Source organism: Achromobacter sp. CF-sbj1-Ac2-l (assembly GCF_052698165.1).
Window position 1 is genome coordinate 497,517 of record NZ_CP199855.1, and the last position, 26,951, is coordinate 524,467.

Sequence of the window (26,951 nt, forward strand, 5' to 3'; positions counted from 1 at the left end):
AGATGATCCTGGAACAAGTGGCCGGCACGACCGGCGCGGCGGCGGCCGCAGCAACGACCCGCGCGGCAACGGCCGCCGCACGCAAGGGCGCCGATCAGCCGCCGGTGCTGGTGTACGAGCACGTGCGCAAGGTCTTTGGCGACTTCGTGGCGTTGAACGACGTCTCGCTGCAGGTCAACAAGGGCGAGGTGATGTGCCTGATCGGCCCGTCCGGCTCGGGCAAGTCCACGCTCCTGCGCTGCACCAATGCATTGGAGAAGATCGACGGCGGCCGCGTGCTGCTGGATGGCGTGGCGGTGCCGGAGGCCGAATCGGAAGTGCGCAAGGTGCGCCAGCGCATGGGCATGGTGTTCCAGAGCTTCGAGCTGTTCCCGCACAAGTCGGCGCTGGACAACGTCGCCATGGGGCCCATCACCGTGCTCGGCATGGCGCCGGAACTGGCGCGGGCCCGCGCCATGGCGCTGCTGGAGAAGGTCGGCCTGGCCAACAAGGCCGGCAACTTCCCCGCCAACCTGTCCGGCGGCCAGCAGCAGCGCGTGGCCATCGCCCGCGCCCTGGCGATGGAGCCGGAAGTGATGTTGTTCGACGAGCCGACCTCGGCGCTCGACCCCGAGACCGTGGGCGAGGTGCTGAACGTCATGAAGAAGCTGGCGCAGGAAGGCATGACCATGATCGTGGTCACCCATGAAATGAGTTTCGCGCGGCGAGTGGCCAACTGGGTGGTGGTGTTCGAGAACGGCGCCATCCTGGAACAGGGCCCGCCCGCGCAGATTTTCGACAACCCGCAGGTCGCCCGTACCCGCGACTTCCTCAGCCACCTGGGCTGGGAAGGCTGAACACCCTCCCGTTTCACGGAATCCATGATGAAAATTACGAACGCACGCGTCATTGTTTGTTCGCCGGGCCGCAATTTCGTGACCCTGAAGATCGAGACCGACCAGGGCCTGACCGGCATCGGCGATGCCACCCTGAACGGGCGCGAGCTGGCCGTGGCGGCCTACCTGACCGAACACGTGGTGCCTTGCCTGATCGGCCGCGACGCGCACCAGATCGAGGACATCTGGCAATACCTGTACAAGGGCGCCTACTGGCGCCGGGGTCCGGTCACCATGACCGCCATTGCCGCGGTCGACACCGCGCTGTGGGACCTGAAGGCCAAGGCCGCCGGCCTGCCGCTGTACCAACTGCTGGGCGGCAAGAGCCGCACCGGCGTCATGGTCTACGGCCACGCCAATGGCAGCGACATCGAGCACACCGTCGACGAGGTGCTGCGCTATGCCGACATGGGCTACCGCGCGATCCGCGCGCAGAGCGGCGTGCCGGGGCTGGACAAGGTCTACGGCGTGGGCCGCGGCAACCTGTTCTACGAACCCGCCGACGCCGACCTGCCCAGCGAGCACGACTGGTCCACCGAGAAGTACCTGCGGCACACGCCCAAGCTGTTCGATCGCATCCGCGAAAAGCTCGGCTTCGAGCACCACCTGCTGCACGACGTGCACCACCGCCTGACGCCGATCGAGGCCGGCCGCCTGGGCAAGTCGCTGGAGCCGTACAACCTGTTCTGGATGGAGGACGCCACGCCGGCCGAGAACCAGGAGGCTTTCCGCCTGATCCGCCAGCACACCACCACGCCGCTGGCGGTGGGCGAGATCTTCAATTCGATCTGGGACTGCAAGGACCTGGTGCAGAACCAGTTGATCGACTACATCCGGACCACCGTGGTGCACGCCGGCGGCATCACGCACCTGCGCCGCATCGCCGACCTGGCCTCGCTGTACCAGGTGCGCACCGGCTGCCATGGCGCCACCGACCTGTCGCCGGTGTGCATGGGCGCGGCACTGCACTTCGACCTGTGGGTGCCGAACTTCGGCATCCAGGAATACATGCGCCACACCGAGGAGACGGACGCGGTGTTCCCCCACGCCTACACCTTCTCGCAGGGCATGCTGTATCCGGGCGATGTGCCGGGTCACGGCGTGGACATCGACGAGAAGCTGGCCGCCAAGTATCCGTACAAGCGCGCCTACCTGCCGGTGAACCGCTTGCAGCAGGACGGCACGCTATGGAATTGGTAGCCCCCGCGGCCGTCCGGCTGCATCCGGCGCGCCTGCAGGCGCTGGCGCCCGGCCTGGCGCGACCGGCCTACGATAGGGGCGCGTTGCGCGCCGGCATCGTGCATCTGGGACTGGGCGCGTTCGCGCGCGGCCATCTGGCGGCGGTGAATGAGGCGGCCATCCACGCCAGCGGCGACCCGCGCTGGGGCATCTGCGGCGTGTCGCTGCGCCAGGCCGACACCCGCGATGCGCTGGCGCCGCAGGACGGGCTGTACACGCTGGCGCTGCGCAGCGCCGACGCCGAGGGCCGGCCGCGACAGCAACTGGCCGTGATCGGCTGCCTGCTGGAAACGCTGGTGGCGCCGGAGGATCCGCAGGCGGTGCTGGCGCGCATCGCCAGCCCGTACACGCGCATCGTGAGCCTGACCGTGACCGAGAAGGGCTATTGCCACGATCCGGCCAGCGGGGCGTTGAACCTGGCGCATCCCGACATCGTGCACGACCTGGGCCAGCCGCTGGCGCCGCGCAGCACCATCGGCTTCCTGGTGTGGGGGCTGCAACGGCGCCGCGCCTCGGGCCTGGGCCCGGTGACGCTGCTGTCGCTGGACAACCTGCCCGGCAACGGCCATCTGCTGCGCGGCCTGGTGCTGGCGTTCGCCGCGCAGGTCGACGCCCGCCTGGCCGAATGGATCGGCCAGGCCTGCACGTTTCCGTGCTCCATGGTGGACCGCATCGTGCCGCGCACCACCGATGAGGATCGCGCGGCCGTGGCGCAGGCGCTGGGCATGACGGACGCCTGGCCGGTGCAGGCCGAGCCGTTCCTGGAATGGGTGGTGGAAGATCGCTTTGCCGCCGGTCGGCCGGACTGGGCCGTGGGCGGCGCGCGCTTTGTCGACGAGGCGGCGCCGTTCGAGACCCTCAAGCTGCGCATGGTGAACGGCGCGCATTCGGCGCTGGCCTACCTGTCGGTGATGGCGGGGTGGGGCACGGTGGATCAGGCCGTGGCGCAGCCGGCGCTGCGGCGCTATCTGGCGGACCTGATGCGCATGGAAATCGCGCCGACCCTGCCGGTGCTGCCAGGCCTGGACCTGGCGGCTTACCAGGAGCGGCTGTTGCAACGCTACGCCAATCCGGCGCTGCGGCACCAGACGCGGCAGATCGCCATGGACGGATCGCAGAAGATGCCGCAGCGCCTGCTGGGCACGGTGCGGGCGCGGCTGGCGGCGGACCGGCCGATCACGGGGCTGGCGCTGGCGCTGGCCGGCTGGCTGCATTTCCTGCGCGGGGTGGATCAGGCAGGACGGCGTTATCCCATCGATGACCCGTTGGCCGAGACGCTGGCGCAGCGACTGGCGCAGGCCGAGCAGGCGGCGCGCGATGCTTCGCCCGGACCGGCCGCCGCGCTGGCCTGGGCGCGCGAGATGACGGCCCTGGCCGCCGTGTTCGGCGACCTGGGCCGCGACGAGCGTTTCGTGCGCGAGGTGGCGCAGGCGGCGCAGTCGTTGCGCACGCTGGGCGTGGCGGGCGCGCTGGAGGCGACGCTGGCCGCGATGCGCGCGGACCAGGACTGATATTCGCCCGCCGTCCGGGCGGAAAGGCGCGTCAGGCTGGCGGCGGCGCCAGTCGGCCCAGCAGCGGTTCGAGCGCCACGCCGACCGCGAGGGTCTGGCGGTCCTCGCCCGGCAGCCCATCCACTTCCAATCCGATCGGCAGGCCGCCCTCCGACAGGCCGGCGGGCAGGCTCAGGCCGGGCAGGCCCGCGTTGCTGCCCGGGTCGACGTTGCGCGCCAGCCGCAGGAACGACTCCAGGCTGCTGGCCTCGGGCGCGGCGAGCGGCGCCAGCACCGGCACCGTGGGGAACAGCAGCCCGTGCAGCGCGTGCCGCGCGAACGCACGGCGGTAGACGTCGATGAGCGCGTTGCGATGCTGCGCGATGGCGCTGTCGTAAAGCGGTTGCAGCGGCAGCAGTTCGCCCGATGGCGTGGGCAGCACGCCCGGCACGACCAGGTCGTCGAAGATGGCTTTCACGTCAGGGCTGGAAATCCGAGCCACCAGTTCCTCGAATGACACGCCCGCGTCGTGGCGTTGCAGATAGGCGATCAGATCGTGCTTCTGCTCGTACAGGCACAGCGGCATGCCGGTCGCGGCGTTGCTGGCTTCCAGGCCGGGCAGGTCCAGCGGGACCAGGGTCACGCCGGCCGCGCGCAGACGCTCCAGGGCGGCCTGCGCCGTGGCCTCTACCCGCGGGTCCAGGTCCTGCCAGAAATAGCCGGGCAGGCCCAGGCGCAGGTCGGCGGCGCGCAGCGCCGGCAGTGGCGTGTCATCGCCGGTCAGCACGGCATCCAGCAGCGCGATGTCGGCCATGCCGTTGGCGATGGGTCCGGGCGTATCGCGGGTATGCGAAATCGGCGTAATGCCCGAACCGTCATAGCGACCCACGGAAGGCCGGAAGCCGACGGCGCCATTGAGGGCGGCGGGCAGGCGCACGGAAGCGCCCGTGTCGGTGCCTAGCGCGGCCGGCACCAGGCGCGCGCCCACCGCCGCGCCGCTGCCCGAGGACGAGCCGCCGGCGATGCGTTCGGGGTCATAGGCGTTGCGCGTGCCCGCGCCGCGCGGGCCGGGATAGGCCGTGTTGTAGCCGGACACACCGAACGCCAGTTCATGCATGTGGGTCTTGCCGACGATGACGGCGCCCGCCTCGCGCAACCGGCGCACCACCGGCGCGTCTTCCTTGGGGATGAAGCCATGCAGGGCCGGGGTGCCGGCGGTGTTGGGCAGCCCCGCCACATGGATGTTGTCCTTGATCGCCAAGGGCACGCCTTCCAGCGGCCGGGGCGCGCGGCCGGCAGCGCGCCCCGCGTCGGCGGCCCTTGCCTGGGCCAGCGCGCCCTCGGCGTCGACGGTGATGAAGGCATTGAGGTCCTGGCGGGACGCGATGCGGTCCAGACAGGCCCGGGTGAGGGCCTCGCTGGTGATCTGGCCGTCGCGGAACAGCGCCGCGGCCTCGGTCACGGAGGGGCAGCTCGAGGACGTCTGGTGGGCGGTCATGGCGGGGTTGTCTCCTTGGTTTTGGGGCGGTTGCGTCGGGTCGATACCGTTCTGTGCAGGGTTGACCGTAGCGCGGCCGGGCGCCGTTCGTCGATATGCCGGTCCGGCCCGTGGTCGCCCGCGGGCGGGGCGCGGTACCGCCCGCGGGCGGCCAGGCGCTAAGATAGATGGAGCTTATACACGTACAAGTCCCTCTCTTATCCTGGTATGAACACTTCCCCCCAGGCCGGCGCCGCCGGCCACGAAGGCTCCCGCCTGCGCCGCCAGGCGCTGGGCGAATTCGTGCGCAGCGCCCGATCGCGCATCACGCCGCAGATGGCCGGCCTGCCCGAAGGCATGCGCCGGCGCACGCCGGGGCTGCGGCGCGAAGAGGTGGCGCAACTGTGCGGCATCAGCGTCACCTGGTACACCTGGATCGAACAGGGGCGCGAGGTGTCGGTATCGCCGTCGGTCTGGTCGCGCATCGCGGGGGTGTTGCAACTGGCGCGGGCCGAGCGGGCCTATCTGTTCGACCTGGCCGACTGCGCCGATCCGCAGCATGCGCGCGACGACGCGATGGGGGCGCCCGGGTCGTTGCGCGAGTGCGTGGACGCCATCACCGCGCCGGCCTACGTGCTGGACCGGGCCTGGAACGTGCTGGCCTGTAATGAACCGCTGCGGGAACTGTTCGACGACTGGCCGACCCGGGATCCGGAGCCCAACCTGCTGCGCTACATCTTTCTCGATCCGGCGGCGCGCGAGCTGGTGGTGGACTGGGAGCAGCGGGCGCGGCGCGTGGTGGCCGAGTTCCGGGCGGATGCGGGGGCGCATCTGGATGAGCCGGCGGTGCTGGCGCTGATCGATGCCCTGAACCGGCAGAGCGCGGTGTTCGCGCATTGGTGGAACCGGCACGCGGTGGTCGAGCGCGAGGGCGGCCTGCGTGAATTCGCGCATCCGCGGCGGGGGCGGATGGCGTTTCAGCAGATTACCTTCCGCCTGGCGACTCACCTGGATCTGAAGTTGGTGATGTTGCTGGGGGATGAGTGACGGGTGGGTTCTTGAGGCGCGAGTGACGGGGCAGGCGGGGGATGGCGGGGCTACGATTGCGGTCCGGAGCGTTCGCTCCGGACTGCCCCGGGCTCAACCTCGTTGCCGCCTGGCGGCGGCTGCCTTCGGTTTCCGCCGGGCGCATCTACACGCCCCGCCATCCCCCGCCTGCCCCGCCACTCGCTCGCGTCGTGACTTAACGGCGGCTGTTGGGGCGGGGGGTGTGCTTGGCGTTCTTGCCAGCAATCTTCGGGGCGGAAAGGGTTTGCGGGGTCGCCAAAGGCGGCCGCGCGGGCGGCCTTCTTTGGCGTTTGGGTGTCTGGCGTCGGGGCGGTGACGCTGCGCGCGGGGGGCGGTCGGAGGGCGCTACTTGCTGTTGGCCAGCAGGTCGCCGGGGAGGCCGGCGTCGATCAGGCCCAGCAGGAGTTTCTTGACGGGGGCGGGCAGGGCGGTGTCGGGGAGTTCGGCCTGGGTGACCCAGCGTTCGGGTTGCGTGGGTTGGCGCAGCGAGGCGCTGCGCACGGGCACGTACCAGGGGCGGATGTGCAGGCGGTAGTGGGTGAAGGTGTGGGCGAAGGCGGCGAGTTCGAAGCGCTGTTCGGGGTCCAGGCCGAGGGCGCGGGAGGCGGCCAGGGGGTCGCCGGCGGCGTCGAATTCGGGCAGGCTCCAGAGGCCGCCCCAGATACCGGGTTCGGGGCGTTGCTGCAGCAGGAAGGCGCCCTGGTGCTGCAGCACCAGCATCGCGGTCTCGCGTTCCGGGATCGCCTTGCGCGCCTTGGGCGTGGGCAGTTCGGCCTGGCGGCCGTCGCGCTTGGCGACACAGGTGTCGGCGACCGGGCAGCGTTCACAGGCGGGCTTGCCGCGCGTACAGAGGGTGGCGCCCAGATCCATCAGGCCCTGCGTGTAGGCGGCCATGTCCAGGCCGGGCGCGGCCTCGACCTGGGCGTCGGCCAGGGCCCACAGGCGCTGTTCGATCTCGCGCCTGGCGGGGTCGCCGGCGATGCCGAAGTGACGGGTGAAGACGCGCTTGACGTTGCCGTCGAGGATGGGCGAGCGCTCGCCGTAGGCGAAGGCGGCGATGGCGGCGGCGGTCGAGCGGCCGATGCCGGGCAGGGTGGCGATGGCTTCGGCGCTGGGCGGGAAGTGGCCATTCCAGTCGCGCGCGATTTCCTGGGCGCAGCGGTGCAGGTTGCGGGCGCGGGCGTAGTAGCCCAGGCCGGCCCAGTAGGGCATCACGTCTTCCTGAGCGGCGGCGGCCAGCGCGGCCACGTTGGGGAAGCGCTGCAGGAAGCGTTCGTAGTAGGGGATCACCGTGGCCACCTGCGTCTGCTGCAGCATGATCTCGGAGAGCCAGATGCGGTAGGGATCCCGGGTGTTTTGCCAGGGGAGATCGTGGCGGCCGTGCTGGCGTTGCCAGGCGACGATGCGAGGGGCGAAGTCCATGCCCGCAATTATCGCATCGCCCTATTGCCGGGGGTGGGGCGAGCGGTTACAACCGTAGGACAGAGGCGCATCGAGCGCCCGGAATTCACCTCCCGCCGCTTGCCTGCATGCGCTTCAAGAGGGCGTGGTGCGTTGGCTGCCGCGGGCGTTCCACGACCCTCGGAGTAGACATGAATGCCCCCCTCACGCCCGCGCTGCGCGCGGCGCTCGAATCCGTCCAGTTGGACGACAAATACACCCTCGAAAGCGGCCGCGCCTGGATGAGCGGCATCCACGCCCTGGTGCGCCTGCCGATGATGCAGCGGCTGCGCGACCTGCGCGCGGGGCTGAACACGGCCGGGTTCGTGTCGGGCTACCGGGGCTCGCCGCTGGGCGGGGTCGACCAGAACATGTGGAAGGCGGCCAAGTACCTGAAGGCGCACCACGTCGAGTTCCAGCCGGGCATCAACGAGGACCTGGCGGCCACCGCGGTGTGGGGCACCCAGCAGGTCAACCTGTTCCCAGGCGCCAAGTACGACGGCGTGTTCGGCATGTGGTACGGCAAGGGGCCGGGCGTGGACCGCTGCGGCGACGTGTTCAAGCACGCCAACGCCGCCGGCACGTCGCCGCACGGCGGCGTGCTGGTGGTGGCCGGCGACGACCATCCGGCCAAGTCGTCGACGCTGCCGCACCAGAGCGACCACATCCTCAAGGCCTGCATGATCCCGGCGCTGTTCCCCTCCAGCGTGCAGGAGGTGCTGGACTACGGCCTGCACGGCTGGGCCATGAGCCGTTATGCCGGCGTCTGGGTCGGCATGAAGTGCATCACCGACATCGTCGAGGTGTCGGCCTCGGTGGACGTGGATCCGTACCGCGTGCAGATCGTGCTGCCCGGGGATTTCCAACTGCCGCCGGACGGCCTGAACATCCGCATCCCGGACACGCCGCTGCAACAGGAAGCGCGGCTGCTGGACTACAAGCTGTACGCGGCGCTGGCCTACGCGCGCGCCAACAACCTGAACCGCGAACTGTGGCAGGTGCCGGCGCGCGACGCGCGCTTTGGCATCATGACCTCGGGCAAGGCCTACCTGGACACGCGCCAGGCGCTGTCCGACCTCGGGTTGAGCGAGGCGGTGTGCCAGCGCATCGGCCTGCGGCTGTTCAAGGTGGGCATGGTGTGGCCGCTGGAGTCCACCGGCATGGCGCGCTTCGCCGATGGCCTGGACGAGATTCTGGTGGTCGAGGAAAAGCGCCAGGTGCTCGAATACCAGTTGAAGGAGGAACTGTTTAGCTGGATCGGCAGCGGCAAGAAGATCCCGCGCGTGGTCGGCAAGTTCGACGACAAGGATGGCGGCGAATGGGCGGTGCCGCAGGGCAACTGGCTGCTGCCGGCGCACTACGAGTTCTCGCCGGCGATGGTGGCCAAGGCCATCGCCGCGCGCCTGCTGCGCTTCGAATTGCCGGCCGACGTGCGCGCCGGCATCGAGGCGCGCCTGGCCTTCATCGCCGAGCGTGAGCAGGCGCTGGCGCGGCCGCGCGTGGTGGAAGACCGCAAGCCGTGGTTCTGTTCGGGCTGTCCGCACAATACCTCGACGCGGGTGCCGGAAGGCTCGCGCGGCATGGCCGGCATCGGCTGCCACTACATGGTGACCTGGATGGGCCGCAACACGCAGGTGTACACGCAGATGGGCGGCGAGGGCGTGCCGTGGCTGGGGCAGGCGCCGTTCACCGAAGAGAAGCACGTGTTCGCCAACCTTGGGGACGGCACCTACTTCCATTCCGGCCTGCTGGCGATCCGCGCGGCGGTGGCGGCCAAGGCGCCGATCACCTACAAGATCCTGTTCAACGACGCGGTGGCCATGACTGGCGGGCAGCCGGTGGACGGCCCCATCAGCGTGCCGATGATCAGCCGCCAGGTGGCCGCAGAGGGCATCGACAAGATCGTGGTGGTGACCGACGAGCCGGAGAAATACCAGGGCATGGCCGGCATGGCGCCGGGCGTGCCGGTGCAACACCGCGACGAGCTGGACGCGGTGATGCGCGAGTTGCGCGAGCACCCCGGCGTGTCGGTGCTGATCTATGACCAGACCTGTGCCACCGAGAAGCGCCGCCGCCGCAAGCGCGGCGCCTATCCCGATCCGGCGCGGCGCGTGGTCATCAACGAGCGCGTGTGCGAAGGCTGCGGCGACTGTTCGCAGAAATCGCACTGCCTGTCGGTGGAACCGCTGGAGACCGAGTTCGGCCGCAAGCGCGCCATCAACCAGTCCAGTTGCAACAAGGACTTCTCCTGTCTGAAGGGCTTCTGCCCCAGCTTCGTCACGGTGGAAGGCGGCAAGCTGCGCAAGCCGCGCGCGCTGGCGCCGGAAGGCGCGGTCGACGACGACGTGCCGCAACCGGCGCTGCCGGCGCTGGCGCAGGCCTATGGCGTGTTCATCGCCGGCGTCGGCGGCACCGGCGTGGTCACCATCGGGCAACTGCTGGGCATGGCCGCGCACCTGGAAGGCAAGGGCTGTTCGGTGCTGGACATGGCCGGCCTGGCGCAGAAGGGCGGCGCGGTGTATTCGCACGTGGTGCTGGCGCAGACGCCGGACCACTTGATGAACACGCGCGTGGCGATGGGCGAGGCCGACCTGATGCTGGCCGGCGACCTGGTGGTGGCCACCAGCGCCGACGCCATGGCGCGGCTGCGTCCGGGCCGCTCGCGCGCGCTGCTCAACAGCGACACCGCGCCCACCGCCGCGTTCGTCACCAACCCCGACTGGACGCTGCCGGGCGCCAACCTGACGGCCGACCTGCAGGCCGCCTGCGGCAAGGACAACCTGCACACGGTGGACGCGTCGGCGCTGGCCGTGGGCCTGCTGGGCGACGCCATCTATTCCAACCCGCTGATGATGGGCTACGCCTACCAGAAGGGCTGGCTGCCGCTGTCGCGCGAGTCGTTGCTGCGCGCCATCGAACTGAACGGCCAGCAGGTGCCCAACAACCAGGCGGCGTTCGCCTGGGGCCGCCGCGCGGCGCATGACCTGGCCGGCGTGACGCGCCTGCTGGCAAGCGGCGGCGCGCCCGCGCATCCGGAGGGCATCATCGAGATCCGCCGGCCGCGCGCGGTCCAACCGGTGGTGGAGCTGAAGAAGCCGGCCGGCGAGCTGGCGCGCGTCGTCGAAACGCGCCGCGCGTTCCTGACGCAGTACCAGGACGCGGCTTACGCCAGGCAGTACACCGACCTGGTGGACAAGGTGGCGCACGCCGAGCGCGAGGCCACCGGCACCCAGCGCCTGGCGCTGGCGGTGGCGCGCTACTACTTCAAGCTGCTGGCCTACAAGGACGAGTACGAGGTGGCGCGGCTGTACACGGACGGGGAGTTCCTCAAGCGCATCGGCGAGCAGTTCGAGGGCGACTGGAAGCTGCGCTTCCACCTGGCGCCGCCGCTGTTCGCGCGCCGCGGCGCGGACGGCCATCTGGTCAAGAAAGCCTATGGCCCCGGCATGCTGCGGGTGTTCCGCCTGCTGGCGCGCATGAAGCGCCTGCGCGGCACGCGCTTCGATCCGTTCGGCTACACGCGCGAGCGCCGCGCCGGGCGCGAGCTGGCGCGCGAGTATCGCGAGACGCTGAGCGCGATCCTGTCCAAGCTCAATCGCGGCAACCTGGATCGCGCGGTCGCCCTGGCCAGCGTGCCGGAGGAGATCCGCGGCTACGGCCACGTGAAGGAGGCGGCGATGGAGAAGGCCGCCGCGCGGCGCGAGGCGCTGCTCAAGGACTTCAGCGCCAGCGTGGTGTCGATCGGCGGCGCGCGGGCGGCCTGATCCGCCTGCGCGGCGATGGCCGGCGACGGGCATATGCCTGCCGCCGGCCCATGCGCCCTCGCGGCAGCCGCGCGCGACTGGGGCTGGCTAGCCCTACGCCGGATAGTGCGCGTCGTCCAGCAGCATGTCCTCGAAGAACGCGCCGTAGCGGCCCTGCGGGTCGCGCAAGTGGATCTCCAGGATCCAGCGCATCTCCGATGGGCTGATCGCCAGCTCGGCGAGCGAGCCGGTATGGATTGCCGCGTGCGGGAAGTCGGATACGCGGTGGCCGGGCAGGTCGAAGTTCAGCTCCCAACCCATGGCGCGCGCCTGGCGGTCGGCGTAGGCGTAGAGCGCCTGTCCGCTCAGCCGCTCGCGCAGCCAGACGCCGCGCACGTCATGGAACAGCGCCTCGGCGTCGCGGGCGCAACGCGCCTGGCCGGGGTCGTCGCCCACCACGTAGCTCTTGCCGCCATCGCCTTCCCAGGCGTCCAGGCGCGGCGCGATGTCGAGAAAGAAGATGTCGTGTTCGCCCAGCACCGCGCCGGGCGTGGACGCCTGGCGCATGGCTTTCAGGGTGTTGGCGCCGAAGCGCACCCGCGTGGGATGCCAGCTCAGCGCCATGCCGGCATCGATCAGCGTCTGCTTGGCCAGGGCGACCGCGTCTTCCTCGATCATGCCGGGGCGGATGCGCGCGGCGATGTCCTCGATGGCCTGGCGTGTCTTGTTGCGGGCCAGCAGCATGCCGTCCACGGAGAAGGCGGGACCGACGCGTTCGCTGGGGTCGGAAGAGGGCGTTTGCATGAGGGGGTTCCTTGCTTGGCAAGCCCGGAGGGCGATGCAAGCAGTCTGGGCGCGCGCCGGGTCATCGACCAGCGCCGCGCGGCACGGATTCCGGCCAGCCTGGCGCGTCCGGCGGCCATGGCCGTGGACGGCGGCGGATTGCGGCCGCCGTGGCACGGTTTGCGGCCAGGCCGGACGGCAGGGACCCCTTGCGCCGCAGACCTTGGGCTAAGGTAGCGTCTGGCGGCGTCGTTGCCGCCTTGGTGCCCGCGCCGTGTCGCGCGGGGCCCGAGCCTCCCGCCCTCCGATCCCATGAAATCCGTCGCCATTCTCGTGTTTCCCGGCGTGCAGTCGCTGGACGTCAGCGGTCCGCTGGACGTCTTTGCCGAGGCCAACCGCTTTTTGCTGCCTGCCCGGCAGTACCGAATGGAGTTGATCGGCCTGACGCGCGGCGTGGTCCCCTGTTCCAACGGCATGCTGCTGGCGCCGCAGCGCTATTACGCCGATGTCGCCGACGCGCCCGACCTGCTGTTGGCCGCCGGCGGGCCCGGCCTGCCGGCGGCGCAGGAGTCGGACGAGGCACGGACCTGGCTGCGCGCGGCCTGCGCGCGGGCCGAACGCTACGGCTCGATCTGCAACGGCGTCTTCCTGCTGGCGCGCGCCGGCCTGCCGGCGGGCGCCACCGTCACCACCCACTGGAACGACGCGCCGGCGCTGGCGGCGCGCTATCCGGATCTGCGCGTCGAGACCGATCGGCTGTACGCGCGGGACGGCCGGCTGCATACGTCTGCGGGGGTGACCGCCGGCATCGACCTGGCCCTGTACCTGGTGGCGCAGGACCATGGGCCGGAGGTGGCGCTGAACGTGGCCAAACGGCTGGTGGTGTTCATGCATCGCGCTGGCGGGCAATCGCAGTTCAGCCCGTTCCTCACGCCCTTCGTCGAGGAGACCTCGGCGGTGGCGCAGGTACAGCAGTACGTGCTGGGGCATCTGGCCGAGGATCTCGGCGTGGACGCGCTGGCGGCAGTGGCCAACATGAGCCGCCGCAACTTCTCGCGGGTGTTCCTGCGCGATGCGGGCGTCACCCCGGCGGATTTCGTGGAAAGCGCCCGGGTGGATGCGGCCCGCGCGCGGCTGGAGCGCGCCTCGGCGCCGCTCAAGACCGTGGCCTTCGATTGCGGCTTCCGGGATGCGCGGCACCTGCGCGAGGTATTCCAGCGGCGGCTGGGCGTGTCGCCCAGCCAGTATCGCGCCAGTTTCGGCTGCTGACGCGCCGGGCGGATTCAACCGCCCGCGGTTTCCGGCTTGCGGCGGCGGGTGACGCCGGTGTCGAAGCGTTCCACGCCGGGGCGCGTGGCGGGGCGGTCGAAACGCTCGACGCCGGGGCGATCGAAACGTTCCACGCCCGGCCGGGCGGCCGGGCGGTCGAAGCGTTCCACGCCGGGCCGTGTGAAACGCTCGACGCGCGGCGGGCTGTGGGTCTTGGCCTGCACGCTTTCGGCGGCGGCCTGTTCGCGCTTGGCGATGATTTCTTCGGCGCGCTGGTGGTGCGGCGCCATCTTGCGCACCATCACGCGGCCGTCGCGCGGGAAATAGTTGATGCGGCGGGCGTGCACGTCGCCCAGGTCCTGGGCCTTGACGGGGATGCCTTCCGTGCGCAGGTAGTTCAGCACGAACTGGCCATTGCGTTCGCCGATGTTCATCTGCTGCATGGCCGACAGCACCGCGCCGCCGCCGAACACCTTGGCCTCGAGGCGGTCGCGCACCGCGCCGGCCTTGAGCAGTTCGTTGATCAGCACTTCCATGGCGAAGGCGCCATAGCGCATGGTGGCCGAGGCGGGCGACTGCATGTCGCCCTCGGGCAGCATGAAGTGGTTCATGCCGCCGACGCCAGTGACCGGGTCGTGGATGCAGGCGGCCACACACGAACCGAGCACGGTCGAGATCATGATGTCTTCGTCGGTGACGTAGTACTCGTTGGGGAGTACCTTCACCGCCTGGGATTGGAACGCGCTGTCGAAATAGTGGCGCGTCGCGCGGGCGTCAAGACGGGCGACCATGGGGCGGAATCAAGGGCAAGGACAACGGTTTGAACACGAAGGGCGGCGCTCGGTAGGACGGAAAACGTTTCAAAATATGTAAAAAAATGTCGCTTTATTCTTACACATTTAGCCTGAAATAGGGGGAAAACCTGTGTAACCGCAACTTTGTTATGTCCCTGAAAAATATGGCAGTTTGGCCGTCGACCGGGTGTCATTCTGGCGCCCGGGGGCAATGCTCGGGCGGCCGCGACACGAGTTGGCCGTCCGCCTGGCGCCGGGTCGCGCGGGGCCGTGGCAGGCAGGTGCTGCCATCCTACCCACGGCGGGGTAGGGCCGTTCCCCGGATCACGGGGAAGAACGGGGGCTATACGTGGCTTTAGGCGGCTCGATCTTGAGGGAAATCAGACGAAGCCCGATGCCCTTCAGAATCGCGTGCTGCGTGTGACGGACCAGCGCGCCGACAGCGCGCCCAGGGCGGCGGAGGCGACGATGGCGGCCAGCAGCACGGGAGTGCCCGGCAGATGCAGGGCGAATTCAGCCCCATAACTGCGGGCCAGGCCGAGCAGGGCGTTGTTCAGCGGCGACAGCGCCACCGCCGCCACGCCGATGGCCAGCAGCGAGGCCAGGGCGCCGGACAGCGCGCCCAGGTACAGGAACGGCCGCCGCACGAACGACTCGGTGGCGCCCACCAGCCGCGCCACGGCGATCTCCTCGCGCTGCGACAGGGCCTGCATGCGCACGGTGTTGAACACCGTGGCCAGCACCACCACCGCCACGCAGGCGGCCAGGAAGCCCAGGCCGATGCGGGCAAAGCGCAGGATGGCCTCCAGCCGCTGGACCCAGGCGCTGTCCAGTTGCACCAGGTCCACCTGGTTCCATTGTTTCCAGGCCTGCGCCAGCTTGTCGGCGCGGCCGGCCAGGTCTTCGCCGTCGGCCAGCGTCACCACCACCGCATCGGGCAGGGGGTTGCCGGGCAACACGGCCAGCGCCTGCTGCCAGGCGGGGTTGGCGCGCAGGTCGGCCAGGGCGTCGTCGCGGCCGACCACGCGCACCGCGCGCACGTCGTTGGCGTATTCGCCCTGGATGCGCCTGGCCACGTCGGCGGCGGCGCCGGCGGGCGCGTCGACCCGCATGAAGACGGTGACTTCGGGGGTGACCGACATCTGCCGCGCCACCGGCTGCACCGACACCAGGATGGCGCTGCCCAGCAACGGCAGGGCCAGCGCCAGCGCCATCACCAGCAGGTTGGCGAGCGACGAGAACGGCTGCTTGACCAGCCGGCGCAGGGTGACCATGAGCGCATAGCGATGCTGCCGCAGCCAGGCGTTCATGCCGTTTCTCCCGCGATGCCGTGGCCGGCGTCGGCCGGGGGCGTGGCGGCGCCGTGCGAGTCGGCGAACTTGCCCGGGTCGATGCGCAGGGTGCGGGTGGCGTAGCGCGCCATGAGTTCCTGGTCGTGCGAGGCGATCAGCGTGGTGACGCCGACGCGGTTGAAGTCGCGGAACACATTCATGATGCGCTGCGCGTTGTCGTGGTCGAGGTTGGCGGTGGGCTCGTCGGCGATCAGGATGGCGGGTCGGTTGACGATGGCGCGCGCGATCGCCAGGCGCTGCTGCTCGCCGCCCGACAGTTCGATGGGGTTGAGATCTTCCTTGCCCGACAGGCCGACCTTGTCCAGCGCGGCGCGGGCGCGGGCGGCGGCCGAATCGCCGGGATGGCCGGTGACGGCCAGCGGCAGCATCACGTTTTCAAACGCGCTGCGATCGAACAGCAGGTGCGTGTCCTGCAGGATCACGCCCACGGCGCGGCGCAGGTAGGGCCGGGCGCGGGCAGGCAGCTTGTCGAGCCGCTGGCCGTTGACCTGGATGGAGCCCCGGCTGGCGGGCTCGAGCCCGCCGATCAGCTTGAGCAGGGTGGACTTGCCGGCGCCGGAAGGCCCCGACACGAAAACGAACTCGCCCGCGCTCACGCGGAAGTTGATGTCGGCCAGGATATTGCGGCCGCGGCCATACGATTTGAATACGTGCTGGAATTCGATCATGGCGGCTGTCGGATGAAGCCGCAATATTAACTCGGGGACAGTAAGCTGGCCTAAAACCGCGCGAGGGCCGCGCGGGAAAAAGTGTCCTGATGTGACCGCGGACGCCGCATAAAAGTGACCGGTTGGACACGTTTTTTCGAACGAAAATGTGTCCCCGTTTTTATCGCAAAACCCCATTTGATTTCGTCCAGTGTCCCTATATTTCAAGGGAATTCCCGGATGCGGAGGCCGCTTTGCGGACGCTACCATCCGCCCCATGCGTAAAGCCCAACCCGGCCTTGCGTTCGGCTTCGCAACACCCCTACGGAGATCAAGATGAAAGTACTGAAACTCGCTGCCATTGGCACCGCCCTGTTCGCTGCGTCCGCGGCTGCCAATGCGGGTGCGACCTTCGATAACGTCAAGAAGAAAGGGTTTGTCCAATGCGGCGTTTCGACCGGCATTCCGGGATTCTCGATCGCGGACAGCAAGGGTGAGTACAAGGGCCTGGACGTGGATCTGTGCCGCGCCGTCGCCGCCACCATGTTCGGCGACGCCAGCAAGTTCAAGGTCACGCCGCTGAACACGCAGCAGCGTTTCACCGCCCTGCAATCGGGCGAAGTGGACGTGCTGACCCGCAACACCACCGTCACGCTGACGCGCGACACCACCCTGGGCCTGATCGGCGTGGGCGTGAACTACTACGACAGCCAGGGCGTCATGGTCTCGAAGGACCTGAACGTCAAGAGCGCCAAGGAACTGAACGGCGCCACCATCTGCGTGCAGCCGGGCACCACCACCGAGCTGAACCTGGCCGACTGGTTCCGTGGCCAGAAGATCGAATTCAAGCCCGTCGTGATCGACAAGTACGACGAAATCATCCGCGCCTTCTCGGCCGGCCGTTGCGATGCCTTCACGACCGACAAGTCGCAGTTGGCCTCGACCCGCACCACGCTGGAGAATCCGGACAAGTACATCATCCTGCCGGAAGACTTCTCCAAGGAGCCGCTGGGCCCCATGGTGCGCCAGGGCGACGAGCAATGGTTCAACGTGATCCGCTGGTCGCTGAACGCGATGCTGGAAGCCGAGGAATACGGCATCACGTCCAAGAACGTCGATGAAATGACCAAGAGCACCAATCCCAACATCCAGCGCATCCTGGGCGTGACCCCGGGCATGGGCAAGAACCTGGGCGTGGACGACAAGTGGGCCTACAACATCATCAAGCAGGTCGGCAACTACGGTGAAAGCTTCGAAGCCACGCTCGGCAAGAGCAGCGCGATGAAGCTGGAGCGCGGCCTGAACGCCAGCTACAAGCAAGGTGGCTTGATGTACGGCTGGCCGGTGCGCTAACACACGGCTGCCCGGCATGGCGCCAGTATGGCGCCATGCCTAGCCCGCCTTCGAGCGGGCGGCAGGAGTGGACGGCGCGGGCCGCAAGGCCCCCGCTGCCCGGTGTCCGACTTCTGTAGATTCATTCATGACGACTTCAAATAAAAACGCCCCGATTTCGGCACCCCCCCGGCGTCTGAACTGGAACGATCCCGGCGTGCGCGCCGTGGTCTATCAAGTGATCGCACTGGCCGCCGTCGCGCTGGCGGTGTGGTTCCTGGTTTCAAACACGCTTCACAACCTGTCCGTGCGCAACATCGCCACGGGCTTCGGTTTCCTGCAACGCGAGGCCGGTTTTGCCATCGGTGAAACGCCCATCGCCTACACCCCCGCCGACACTTATGGCCGCGCCATCTGGGTGGGTCTGCTCAACACGCTGCGCGTGGCCGTGCTCGGCATCGTGCTGGCGACCATCCTCGGCACGCTGATCGGCGTCGGCCGGCTGTCCAAGAACTGGCTCGTGGCCAAGATCACCTCGGTCTACGTCGAAGTGATGCGCAACGTGCCGCTGCTGCTGCAGTTGTTCTTCTGGTATGCGCTGATCACCGAGAACATGCCGGGTCCGCGCCAGGCGCACAACCCGCTGCCGGGCGTGTTCATCTCCAACCGCGGCCTCAAGGTGCCGGCGCTGGAAGGCAACTCGCTCGACTGGATGCTGGCCGGCCTGGGCCTGGCCATCGTCGCCATCCTGTTCCTGGGCCACTGGGGCAAGAAGCGCCAGGAAGCCACCGGCCACGTGTTCCCGCTGGGCCGCGCCGCCATCGGCCTGTTGATCGGCCTGCCGGTGATCGGCTGGCTGGTCAGCGGCGCTTCGTTGACGCTGGACATGCCGGAGCTGAAGGGCTTCAACTTCAGCGGCGGCCTGACGCTGTCGCCGGAGTTTGCCGCGCTGCTGGCGGGCCTGGTGATCTACACCTCGGCCTTCATCGCCGAAGTGGTGCGCTCGGGCATCCAGGCGGTCAACAATGGCCAATGGGAAGCGGCCGGGGCCCTGGGCCTGCGCCGCAAGCAGGTGCTGCGCCTGGTGGTGCTGCCGCAGGCGCTGCGCGTGATCATCCCGCCGATGACCAGCCAGTTCCTCAACCTCACCAAGAACAGCTCGCTGGCCGTGGCCATTGGCTATCCGGACATCGTGTCGGTGGTCAACACCACGCTGAACCAGACCGGGCAGGCCATCGAGGGCATTCTCATCATCATGGGCGCGTACCTCACGGTCAGCCTGTCGATCTCGATCTTCATGAACTGGTACAACAAGCGCATCGCGCTGGTGGAGCGTTGATATGAGCAGCACTACGCATACCCCCAGCGAAGGGCTGCCGCCGCCCAAGACCCATGTCGGCGCGTGGGCGTGGCTGCGCTCGCGCCTGTTTTCCTCGCCGCTGAACATCCTGATCACGGTGCTGCTGGCGTGGTTCCTGTTGATGTCGGTGCCGGCGCTGGTCGAGTGGGCCTTCATCAAGGCCAACTTCACCGCCGCCAACGCGCAGGAATGCCGCGCCTCGGTGGGCGGGGCCTGCTGGGCCTTCATCATCGAGAAACACCGGCTGATCCTGTTCGGCACCTATCCCTACGACGAACAATGGCGGCCGCTGATCGCGACCATCATCCTCGTCGCGGTGATCGTGTGCAGCGGCATCCGCCGTTTCTGGAACTGGAAGCTCGCCATCATCTGGACCGTCGGCCTGACCGCCGTGGCGATCCTGATGTGGGGCGGCGTGCTGGGCCTGACCTACGTCGAGAACGCGCGCTGGGGCGGCCTGCCGCTGACGCTGATCCTGTCGACGTTCGGCATCGCCTTCGCCTTCCCGATCGGCGTGCTGCTGGCCCTGGGCCGGCGCTCGAAGATGCCGGCCATCAAGGCGCTGTGCGTCGTGTACATCGAGCTGATCCGCGGCGTGCCGCTGATCAGCCTGCTGTTCATGTCGTCGGTGATGCTGCCGCTGTTCCTGCCCGAAGGCTTCTCCATCGACAAGCTGCTGCGCGCGCAGATCGCGATCATCATGTTCGCGGCCGCGTACATCGCCGAAACGGTGCGCGGCGGGTTGCAGGCGATCCCCAAGGGCCAGTACGAAGGCGCCGATTCGCTCGGCCTGAACTACTGGCAGCAGATGCGCAAGATCATCCTGCCGCAGGCGCTCAAGATCGTGATCCCGCCGCTGGTCAGCATCTTCATCGCGCTGTTCAAGGACACGTCGCTGGTGGTGATCATCGGCATCTTCGACCTGACGCTGGCGGCCAAGGCGGCCCTGTCCGACGCGGCATGGCGCGGATTCGGGGTGGAGGCGTATCTGTTCATCTCGCTGATCTACTTCGTCTTCTGCTTCTCCATGTCCAAATACAGCCAGGCGCTGGAAAAACGCCTGGCCACGGGCCACGCACGCTAGAACCTTGCCGCGGGTCCGCCACCGGCGGACCCGCAATGCGATATTTACGGGAGTACAGGCATGTCTGATGCCATCATTCGACTGCAGGACGTGAACAAGTGGTACGGCCAGTTCCACGTGCTGCGCAACATCAACCTGGACGTGGCGCCGGGCGAGCGCATCGTGGTGTGCGGGCCGTCCGGCTCGGGCAAGTCCACCATGATCCGCTGCATCAACCGGCTCGAAGAGCACCAGAAAGGCCACATCATCGTGGACGGCACGGAGCTCACCAATGACCTCAAGCACATCGAGACCATCCGCAAGGACGTCGGCATGGTGTTCCAGCACTTCAACCTGTTCCCGCACCTGACGGTGCTGGAGAACCTGACGCTGGGCCCGATGTGGGTCTTGAAGAAGCCGCGCGCCGAAGCCGAGGCCACGGCCATGAAATACCTGGAGCGCGTGCGCATCCCGGACCAGGCCAAGAAATTCCCCGGCCAGCTCTCGGGCGGCCAGCAGCAGCGCGTGGCCATCGCGCGTTCGCTGTGCATGAGCCCCAAGATCATGCTGTTCGATGAGCCGACCTCGGCGCTGGACCCGGAAATGGTCAAGGAAGTGCTGGACGTGATGGTCAACCTGGCCCAGGAAAGCGGCATGACGATGCTGTGCGTGACCCACGAAATGGGCTTCGCGCGCAAGGTCGCCAACCGCGTCATCTTCATGGACCGCGGCGAGATCATCGAGCAGAACAGCCCGGACGAGTTCTTCGACCACCCGCAGAACGAGCGCACCAAGCTGTTCCTGAGCCAGATCCTGCATTGAGGCCGGGCGCCGCCGCGCGCCGCGACCCGACCAAAGCCGCCTTCCCTGGAAGGCGGCTTTTCTTTGGGCGCCGGCCGTTGGCGAGGCGGCGCGAAAGGGAAGGCGCCGAGCACGCCGGGGTGGCCGGCGCACGTTGTTTCCAGTCGGCCGGGGCGCGCCGTTCACGGGAAAAGCGCTCGGTTCTCCCGGTAGCCCTTTGTTACGCCGTTCATCCCGCTGCGGTATGCTACCGACCGCCATCGATGCAATGAGAGGAGCAAACCAGATGAAACAGACCCCCCGCGGCGCGATGCGCCGCGTCCTGCTGGGCGGCGCCGCGGCCCTGGCCGCCACGCTGGCCCTGGGCGCGCCCGCGCTGGCCCAGAACACCGATTTCCCCACCAAGCCGCTGCGCTTCGTGGTGCCTTACCCGCCCGGCGGCCCGCTCGACACCATGGCCCGCATGCTGGCCGAGAAGGTGCGCGGCTCGCTCGGCCAGCCCGTCGTGGTGGAAAACCGCTCGGGCGCCGGCGGCAACATCGGCGCCGACCTGGTGGCCAAGGCCCCGGCCGACGGCTACACCCTGGTGATGGGCGCCGTCGCGACCCACGCCATCAACCCCTGGCTGTTCGCCAACCTGCCCTATGACCCGGTGAAGGATTTCGCCCCGGTCACCATCGTGGCGTCGGTACCGAACGTGCTGGTGATGAACGTCGAGTTCGCCGCCAAGAACAAGATCGAGAAGCTGTCGGACCTGATCGAGTACGCCAAGAAGAATCCGGGCAAGCTGAACTACGGTTCCGGTGGCAACGGCAGCGCCGGCCACCTGTCGGGCGAGCTGCTCAAGGCGCGCGCCGGCATCAACGTCGAGCACATTCCCTACCAGGGCGCGGCCCCGGCGCAACTGGCGCTGCTGTCGGGCCAATCGGACTTCATGTTCGACAACCTGGCGGCCTCGGCTCCGCTGATCAAGGACGGCAAGGTCAAGGCGCTGGCCGTGACCACGGCCAAGCGCTCGTCGCTGCTGGCCGACGTGCCGACGGTGGAAGAGTCGGGCATCAAGGGCTTCGACCTGGGCACCTGGTTCGGCGTCTTCACGACTGGCGGCACGCCGGCGCCGGTGGTGGCCAAGCTGAACAAGGCCTACGCGGAAGCGATGCAGCAGCCCGACGTCAAGCAGCGCCTGCTGACGATGGGTTCGGAAGCGCCGCCCATGACGCCCGAAGCCTTCGCCGAGTTCGTCAAGAACGAGAAGGCCAAGTACCAGGAGATCGTGAAGATTTCCGGCGCCAGCCTGAACTGAGGCCGGCGCGCCTGGCGCGTTTCGTCGGGAACGCGCCGGGCCTGACGCCGCCCCTGTCCGTCGGGGCGGCGTATCCGCCGGGCGCCGCGATCGCGGCGCCCGCGCTTCATCCCCACGCTTCGGTCATCCCCGCCGTTCGATCATTCGCGCGGCGCGGCCAGCAGGCCGTCGACCAACCGCGTCAGCAGCCTGCGGTCGGTGTCCAGGTCGGTGCAGCCGTACTGGTCGGCCTCGCGGTTCACCCACGCCTCATGCGCGCGCCACTGGTCGCCCGCGGCCTCCAGCCGCAGCGCGTAGATCCAGATGCCGGTCCAACTGCGATGAAAGCGCAACACGCCCTCGTCGAGATAGATGAACCACTTGTCTTCCATTTCGCGCGGGATGCGGCCTTGCCGCAGGCGGGCGTACTGGTCGGCCGTGTAGGTGGCGTCAAAGGGCAGCGCCGCGCGCTTCTTCGGCGCGGGCAGGTGTTTCCAGGATGCGGCTTGGGCGTCGGGCATGGCAACCGGTTTGATTTATGCTGGCGAGATGCGCGCACGCTCGGTAGTGGGCAGGCGCGATCCCTCGAATACTAAGGCCTGATCATGCATTTGTCCCCCGCCATTCCCATCCTGCGCATCTTTTCGGTCGAGAAGGCGCGCGAGTTCTACCTGGATTTCCTCGGCTTCGAGTGGGACTGGGAACATCGCTTCGAACCGGGCCTGCCGCTGTACGCGCAGGTGCATCGCGGCGAGCTGGTGCTGCACCTGAGCGAGCACTACGGCGATGCCACGCCGGGCGCGGCCATCTTCGTGCGCACCACCGGCGTCGACGATTACCAGGCCGAACTGATCGGCAAGCAGTACGGCTACGCGCGGCCCGGCGTCGAGGACGCGCCCTGGGGCCGGCTGCTGCGGGTGACCGACCCGTTCGGCAACCGCCTGACGTTCTGCGAATCGCAAGACTGAGTCCATGAGCCGCGCTACCCGGGCGCGCGCGCGCACGCCCAGGTAGCGCCGCGCGCGCTCCAGCGTTCCCGGCGGATCCGCGACGCCAGGTCCTCGGCGGCTACATCTTGCAGTCGGCCGCGTGCACGTCGGTGTGGTCGCGGGCGATGACCTTGAGATTCCTGTAGACCAGCTTGCCGTCCGCGCCGGCCTCGATGTGCAGCAGATACCAGTCCTGCACGGGGTGCTGGTTGGGGCCGAACTTGAACTTGCCGCGCACGCTGGGGAAGTCGGCACGGCGCAGCGCGTCGCGGAACGCGTCGGCCTTGCCGGTGATGTCGCCGTCCACGGCCTTCAGGCCCGAGGCGATCAGGTTGGCGGTGTCGTAGGCCTGCGCCGCATAGGCGGTGGGCGCGCGGTTGTAGGCCTTGGTGAAGGCTTCGACGAAGTGCCTGTTCTGCGGGTTGTCCAGGTCCGCGCTCCACAGCGAACTCAGGTAGAAGCCCTTGCCGGCGGTGCCGGTGGCGGCCAGCATGCGTTCGTCCATCGAGTAGATGGGCGTGATCATCTTGATCTTGTCGGCCAGGCCGGAGTTGGCGTATTGCTTGGTCAGGTTGATGCCGGCGCCGCCCGGGTGGAACTGGAAGATGGCGTCCGGGTTGAGCGCGCGGATGCGCGCCAGCTCGACCGAGAAGTCGGCCTGTTCCAGCTTGGTGTAGATCTCCTCGGCGATCTCGCCCTTGTAGGTGCGCTTGAAACCGGCGACGGCGTCGCGGCCGGCCTGGTAGTTCGGCGCCATGACGACGACGCGCTTGGCGCCCAGCTCGTTGGCGGCGATGCCGGCGGTGTCGGCGTACGAGTCGTTCTGGAAGGCGACGGCGAAGTAGTTGGGATTGCAGGCCTTGCCGGCGTAGTTGGAGGGGCCGGCGTTCAGGCTGACGTAGAAGCCGCCGGCGTTGAGCACCGTCGGCCCGACCGCCGCCATGACGTTGGAGAAGTTCACGCCGGTGAACAGGCGCACGCCGCCCTGCACCATCTTGTCGGCGATCTGCTTGGCGTTGGCCGGCTTGAGCGCGTCGTCCTCCACGCGCACGTTGACCGGCACGCCGCCGAGCTTGCCGCCGCCTTCCTTGACCGCCAGCATGAAGGCGTCGCGCTCGTCCTCGCCGATGTAGCCGGCGGGCGTGGACAGCGTGCCGATGAAGCCGATGTCCACGGGTTTCTGCTGGGCCTGGACGCCGCCGGCGGCCAGCGCCAGCAGCAGCGCGGCGCCGCCGCGGGTGATGCGTGTCGTCATGGTTGTCTCCTCCTGTGCCTGCTTTTTTTTATGGCTGGATGGGTCCCGCGAGACAGTTCTCCACCTTCCAGCCGTAGAGCCACTGCAACGCGTCGTAGAACTGCGACTGGCCGCGGCCGGTCCACAGCATGTTGCGCACGGTGCGTTCGACACCGCGCGCGTGATAGAGCCTGCCCATCTCGCGGGTCGACCAGACCACGCGCGCGCTGCGCGGAATGCGCACCGATTCGTACAGCCGGAAGGCGGCCTCCAGATCGTGGTCGCAACGCTTGACGGCCTCGCCCAAGGTCACCGCGTCTTCCAGCGCCATGCAGGCGCCCTGGGCCATGTATTGGGTCATGGGGTGGGCGGCGTCGCCCAGGATCGTCATTCGGCCCTGGCCCCACTGTTCGACCGGCTCGCGGTCGGCGGTGGCCCAGCGCTTCCACGACGTGGGGCGGTCCAGCATCTGGTGCGGGCGCGGGTGGATGCCCTGGAAATACGACAGCACTTCCTCCTTGCTGCCTTCGCGTACGCCCCATTGTTCCTGCTCGCGGCTGTGGAAGGTCACCACCAGGTTGTATTGCTGGCCGCCGCGCAGCGGGTAGTGCACCAGGTGGCAGTGCGGACCGGCCCACAGCACCGGCGCGTTGATGCGCAGTTCCTCGGGCATGTTGTCGCGCTCGACCACGGCGCGGTAGACCACGTGGCCGGTCACGCGCGGCGGATCGCCGATCAGGTGTTCGCGGATCACGGACTTGACGCCGTCGGCGCCCACCACGGCGTCGGCCTGGTAGCGGTTGCCTTCGGTGTCGGTGACCTCCACGCGCTTGCCGTCCTGCGCCACGCCGGCGATCTGCGTCGAGGTGCGAAAGCGGATCAACGGATTCTGCTGCACCGCTTCCAGGATCGACAGATGGATATCGGCGCGATGGATCACGGCGTAGGGGCCGCCGAAGCGTTCGCGGAAGGCCTCGCCGGTGTCGATGCGCACCACTTCGCGCGCGTCGACCGCGTCCATCATGATGATGTGGTCGGTGAAGACGGAGCGCTGGCGCGCCGTGGCGCCCACGCCCAGCGCGTCGAGCGCGGCGAAGGCGTTGGGACCGAGCTGGATGCCGGCGCCGATCTCGCCGATGTGCGCGGCCTGTTCCAGCAGTTGCACCGCGATGCCCTGGCGCGTCAGCGCCAGCGCCGCGGCCAGGCCGCCGATGCCGCCGCCCACGACGATGACGGATTGGGGCGGGTTCTTTGCGGGAGTTGCATTCATTGCCAGGTTCCTTGCGTATTCATTCTTGACGGCCGAGGAAGGCGCCTTGCCGTTGCAGTTGCGCCTGCAGCGCCGCCACCGGCACGTCGGCGGGCGCATGGCCGTCGCGCAGCGCCATGGCGGCCGCGGTGCCGGCGGCCTCGCCCATGACGAAGCAACTGCCGCTGACGCGGGCGGCCGACTGGCCTTCGTGCGTCATCGAGGCGCAGCGTCCGGCCACCAGCACGTTGGCGGCGACGCCGGGACCGCGGCGCGGCACCATCATGCGGAAAGGGAGCTGGTTGTAGCCGCGCGATTCCGGAATCGGCGGCCACAGCCATTGCACGTCGCCGGCGGTGTGCATTTCCAGCGGCCAGCCGTTCACGCCGATGCTGTCCTCGAAGTCGGCGCAGCCCAGCACGTCTTCCTTGGTCAGCATGGCCTCGCCGACGATGCGGCGGGTTTCGCGGATGCCGAGCTGCGGCGCGATGTCGAGCACATAGGCGTTTTCGAAGCCCGGCACCTTGGCGCGCAGGAACTTCAGGTATTCGGTGATCTGGCGGCGGCCTTCCAGCTCGCCGGCCGAGAGCGAGGCGGCGTCGGTGCCGTCGGCCGCGCTGCCGTCGGCGTTGGCCAGTTGCGTGACGTTGACGCGCCACTCGTAGTCATGCTTTTGCGGCCGCACGATGGCGCCGCGCCGCGGGAAGGTGAATTCGCCGCTGGCGGCGGCCTGGTCCATCAGTTGGGGAATGGTCTTCCAGGCCTCCTGGGCGCGGGCGCCGTCGACGTTGCCGACCTTGAACATCAGCGTGGGGTAGAGCATGTGGCCGTGCGCGTCGCCCTTTTCGAACGGCAGGCCGCCCCATTGCGCGATGTCGGCGTCGCCCGAGCAGTCGATGAAGACCTTGCCGCGCACCGCGCAGCGACCGGACTTGGTCTCCAGGAACAGCGCGTCGACATTGCCTGCGGCGTCGCGCGTCAGGCCGGTGGCCAATGCGTGGAACAGTATTTTTGCGCCGCTGTCCTGCACCATGCCGTCGGCGGCGCACTTGAAGGCCGAGATGTCGTAGGCCTGGGCGTGGATCTTGCCCAGGATCAGGTGCGGGTCGTTCAGGCCGTCCAGCGCGCGCATGCGGTCCAGCAGCTCGTCCGTCATGCCGTGCACCACCTGGCGGATGGCGCCGCGCACGTTGGCGTGCAGGCCGCAGAAGTTGGAGACGCCCGCCGCCGTGCCCATGCCGCCGAGAAAGCCATAGCGTTCCACCAGCAGCACGCTGGCGCCGTTGCGGGCGGCGCTGGCAGCCGCCAGGATGCCGGCGGGGCCGCCGCCCAGCACGACAACGTCGTATTCGCCATAGAGCGGCACCTGGCGGGCGGGTTCGGTGAGGGTCATGCTTGTCTCCTTGCTGTCCTGCTTGACTGTCTGGTGGTGCGAAATGCGAAATGCTGGACGGCGAGGCCGCC

Annotated in this window: 22 protein-coding genes; 12 read left to right on the plus strand and 10 right to left on the minus strand. The window is 68.7% G+C overall.

Annotation, left to right across the window (positions count from 1 at the left end; genetic code table 11):
* Positions 1 to 104 precede the first annotated feature (104 nt).
* The 3 genes from ACUDCK_RS02330 to ACUDCK_RS02340 are packed head-to-tail and all read left to right on the plus strand — an operon-like array spanning position 105 to position 3,625.
* Positions 105 to 836, plus strand: coding sequence for an amino acid ABC transporter ATP-binding protein (locus ACUDCK_RS02330; protein ID WP_049077414.1), 732 nt, complete (start codon positions 105 to 107; stop codon positions 834 to 836).
* A gap of 27 nt (positions 837 to 863) precedes the next feature.
* Entirely contained in the window at positions 864 to 2,075 is a 1,212-nt protein-coding gene (gene manD / locus ACUDCK_RS02335) for a D-mannonate dehydratase ManD (RefSeq protein ID WP_054495775.1), read from the plus strand.
* On the plus strand, positions 2,063 to 3,625 hold the full coding sequence (locus ACUDCK_RS02340) for a mannitol dehydrogenase family protein (protein ID WP_175167194.1): 1,563 nt from the start codon (positions 2,063 to 2,065) through the stop codon (positions 3,623 to 3,625). The genes manD and ACUDCK_RS02340 overlap by 13 nt, the downstream gene beginning before the upstream one ends.
* Positions 3,626 to 3,656: 31 nt before the next feature.
* Here ACUDCK_RS02340 and iaaH read toward each other — a convergent pair whose 3' ends face one another.
* On the minus strand, positions 3,657 to 5,102 hold the full coding sequence (gene iaaH / locus ACUDCK_RS02345) for an indoleacetamide hydrolase (protein ID WP_175167193.1): 1,446 nt from the start codon (positions 5,100 to 5,102) through the stop codon (positions 3,657 to 3,659).
* A 207-nt stretch (positions 5,103 to 5,309) separates the two neighbouring features.
* Between iaaH and ACUDCK_RS02350 the strand changes: the two genes are divergently transcribed.
* Positions 5,310 to 6,128 (plus strand): helix-turn-helix transcriptional regulator, encoded by an 819-nt coding sequence (locus ACUDCK_RS02350; RefSeq protein ID WP_054495765.1) that lies wholly within the window; start codon positions 5,310 to 5,312, stop codon positions 6,126 to 6,128.
* Positions 6,129 to 6,494: 366 nt separating this feature from the next.
* Here ACUDCK_RS02350 and mutY read toward each other — a convergent pair whose 3' ends face one another.
* Complete coding sequence (gene mutY, locus ACUDCK_RS02355) at positions 6,495 to 7,571, minus strand: A/G-specific adenine glycosylase (protein ID WP_420867707.1); 1,077 nt, start codon at positions 7,569 to 7,571, stop codon at positions 6,495 to 6,497.
* Positions 7,572 to 7,741: 170 nt separating this feature from the next.
* On the opposite strand from mutY, the gene ACUDCK_RS02360 reads away from it, so the two are divergent.
* Entirely contained in the window at positions 7,742 to 11,353 is a 3,612-nt protein-coding gene (locus ACUDCK_RS02360) for an indolepyruvate ferredoxin oxidoreductase family protein (protein ID WP_175167192.1), read from the plus strand.
* Positions 11,354 to 11,446: 93 nt separating this feature from the next.
* Here the strand turns inward: ACUDCK_RS02360 and ACUDCK_RS02365 are convergent, their stop codons facing one another.
* Positions 11,447 to 12,136, minus strand: coding sequence for a M24 family metallopeptidase (locus ACUDCK_RS02365; protein ID WP_054503347.1), 690 nt, complete (start codon positions 12,134 to 12,136; stop codon positions 11,447 to 11,449).
* A 291-nt stretch (positions 12,137 to 12,427) separates the two neighbouring features.
* Between ACUDCK_RS02365 and ACUDCK_RS02370 the strand changes: the two genes are divergently transcribed.
* The gene (locus ACUDCK_RS02370) at positions 12,428 to 13,384 is read left to right on the plus strand and encodes a GlxA family transcriptional regulator (RefSeq protein ID WP_054503348.1); all 957 of its coding nucleotides are present in this window, start codon (positions 12,428 to 12,430) and stop codon (positions 13,382 to 13,384) included.
* A gap of 14 nt (positions 13,385 to 13,398) precedes the next feature.
* Here the strand turns inward: ACUDCK_RS02370 and cheD are convergent, their stop codons facing one another.
* The 3 genes from cheD to ACUDCK_RS02385 form a co-directional block, all read right to left on the minus strand.
* Positions 13,399 to 14,175: a chemoreceptor glutamine deamidase CheD gene (gene cheD / locus ACUDCK_RS02375; RefSeq protein WP_054503349.1), complete on the minus strand. Its 777-nt coding sequence runs from the start codon at positions 14,173 to 14,175 to the stop codon at positions 13,399 to 13,401.
* Between the two features lie 404 nt (positions 14,176 to 14,579).
* Positions 14,580 to 15,488 carry a cell division protein FtsX gene (locus tag ACUDCK_RS02380; protein WP_054503350.1) on the minus strand — a complete coding sequence of 303 codons (909 nt, stop codon included), beginning with the start codon at positions 15,486 to 15,488 and terminating at the stop codon, positions 14,580 to 14,582.
* Positions 15,485 to 16,198 (minus strand): cell division ATP-binding protein FtsE, encoded by a 714-nt coding sequence (locus ACUDCK_RS02385; protein WP_175143745.1) that lies wholly within the window; start codon positions 16,196 to 16,198, stop codon positions 15,485 to 15,487. Before ACUDCK_RS02385 ends, ACUDCK_RS02380 begins: the two co-directional genes overlap by 4 nt.
* A 315-nt stretch (positions 16,199 to 16,513) precedes the next feature.
* On the opposite strand from ACUDCK_RS02385, the gene ACUDCK_RS02390 reads away from it, so the two are divergent.
* The 5 genes from ACUDCK_RS02390 (at position 16,514) to ACUDCK_RS02410 (ending at position 22,036) form a co-directional block, all read left to right on the plus strand.
* Positions 16,514 to 17,530, plus strand: coding sequence for an amino acid ABC transporter substrate-binding protein (locus ACUDCK_RS02390; RefSeq protein WP_006386905.1), 1,017 nt, complete (start codon positions 16,514 to 16,516; stop codon positions 17,528 to 17,530).
* A 127-nt stretch (positions 17,531 to 17,657) separates the two neighbouring features.
* Entirely contained in the window at positions 17,658 to 18,848 is a 1,191-nt protein-coding gene (locus ACUDCK_RS02395; RefSeq protein WP_054419126.1) for an amino acid ABC transporter permease, read from the plus strand.
* Between the two features lies 1 nt (position 18,849).
* Positions 18,850 to 19,953, plus strand: coding sequence for an amino acid ABC transporter permease (locus ACUDCK_RS02400; RefSeq protein WP_006386909.1), 1,104 nt, complete (start codon positions 18,850 to 18,852; stop codon positions 19,951 to 19,953).
* A gap of 60 nt (positions 19,954 to 20,013) precedes the next feature.
* The gene (locus tag ACUDCK_RS02405; RefSeq protein WP_049070976.1) at positions 20,014 to 20,754 is read left to right on the plus strand and encodes an amino acid ABC transporter ATP-binding protein; all 741 of its coding nucleotides are present in this window, start codon (positions 20,014 to 20,016) and stop codon (positions 20,752 to 20,754) included.
* A gap of 265 nt (positions 20,755 to 21,019) precedes the next feature.
* Entirely contained in the window at positions 21,020 to 22,036 is a 1,017-nt protein-coding gene (locus tag ACUDCK_RS02410) for a Bug family tripartite tricarboxylate transporter substrate binding protein (RefSeq protein WP_049070977.1), read from the plus strand.
* Positions 22,037 to 22,176: 140 nt separating this feature from the next.
* Here ACUDCK_RS02410 and ACUDCK_RS02415 read toward each other — a convergent pair whose 3' ends face one another.
* Entirely contained in the window at positions 22,177 to 22,536 is a 360-nt protein-coding gene (locus tag ACUDCK_RS02415; protein ID WP_175168381.1) for a hypothetical protein, read from the minus strand.
* Between the two features lie 84 nt (positions 22,537 to 22,620).
* Between ACUDCK_RS02415 and ACUDCK_RS02420 the strand changes: the two genes are divergently transcribed.
* On the plus strand, positions 22,621 to 22,983 hold the full coding sequence (locus tag ACUDCK_RS02420) for a glyoxalase superfamily protein (protein ID WP_054503354.1): 363 nt from the start codon (positions 22,621 to 22,623) through the stop codon (positions 22,981 to 22,983).
* Positions 22,984 to 23,083: 100 nt separating this feature from the next.
* On the opposite strand, the gene ACUDCK_RS02425 is transcribed toward ACUDCK_RS02420, so the two are convergent.
* From ACUDCK_RS02425 to ACUDCK_RS02435, 3 genes are read right to left on the minus strand one after another with little or no spacing between them, the layout of a single operon-like run.
* Positions 23,084 to 24,259: an ABC transporter substrate-binding protein gene (locus ACUDCK_RS02425; RefSeq protein ID WP_054503355.1), complete on the minus strand. Its 1,176-nt coding sequence runs from the start codon at positions 24,257 to 24,259 to the stop codon at positions 23,084 to 23,086.
* 28 nt (positions 24,260 to 24,287) lie between these two features.
* A complete protein-coding gene (locus tag ACUDCK_RS02430) occupies positions 24,288 to 25,508 on the minus strand; it encodes a 3-hydroxybenzoate 6-monooxygenase (protein WP_054503356.1) in 1,221 nt (406 codons plus the stop codon).
* Between the two features lie 19 nt (positions 25,509 to 25,527).
* On the minus strand, positions 25,528 to 26,880 hold the full coding sequence (locus tag ACUDCK_RS02435) for an FAD-dependent oxidoreductase (protein ID WP_175168380.1): 1,353 nt from the start codon (positions 26,878 to 26,880) through the stop codon (positions 25,528 to 25,530).
* Positions 26,881 to 26,951: the final 71 nt, after the last annotated feature.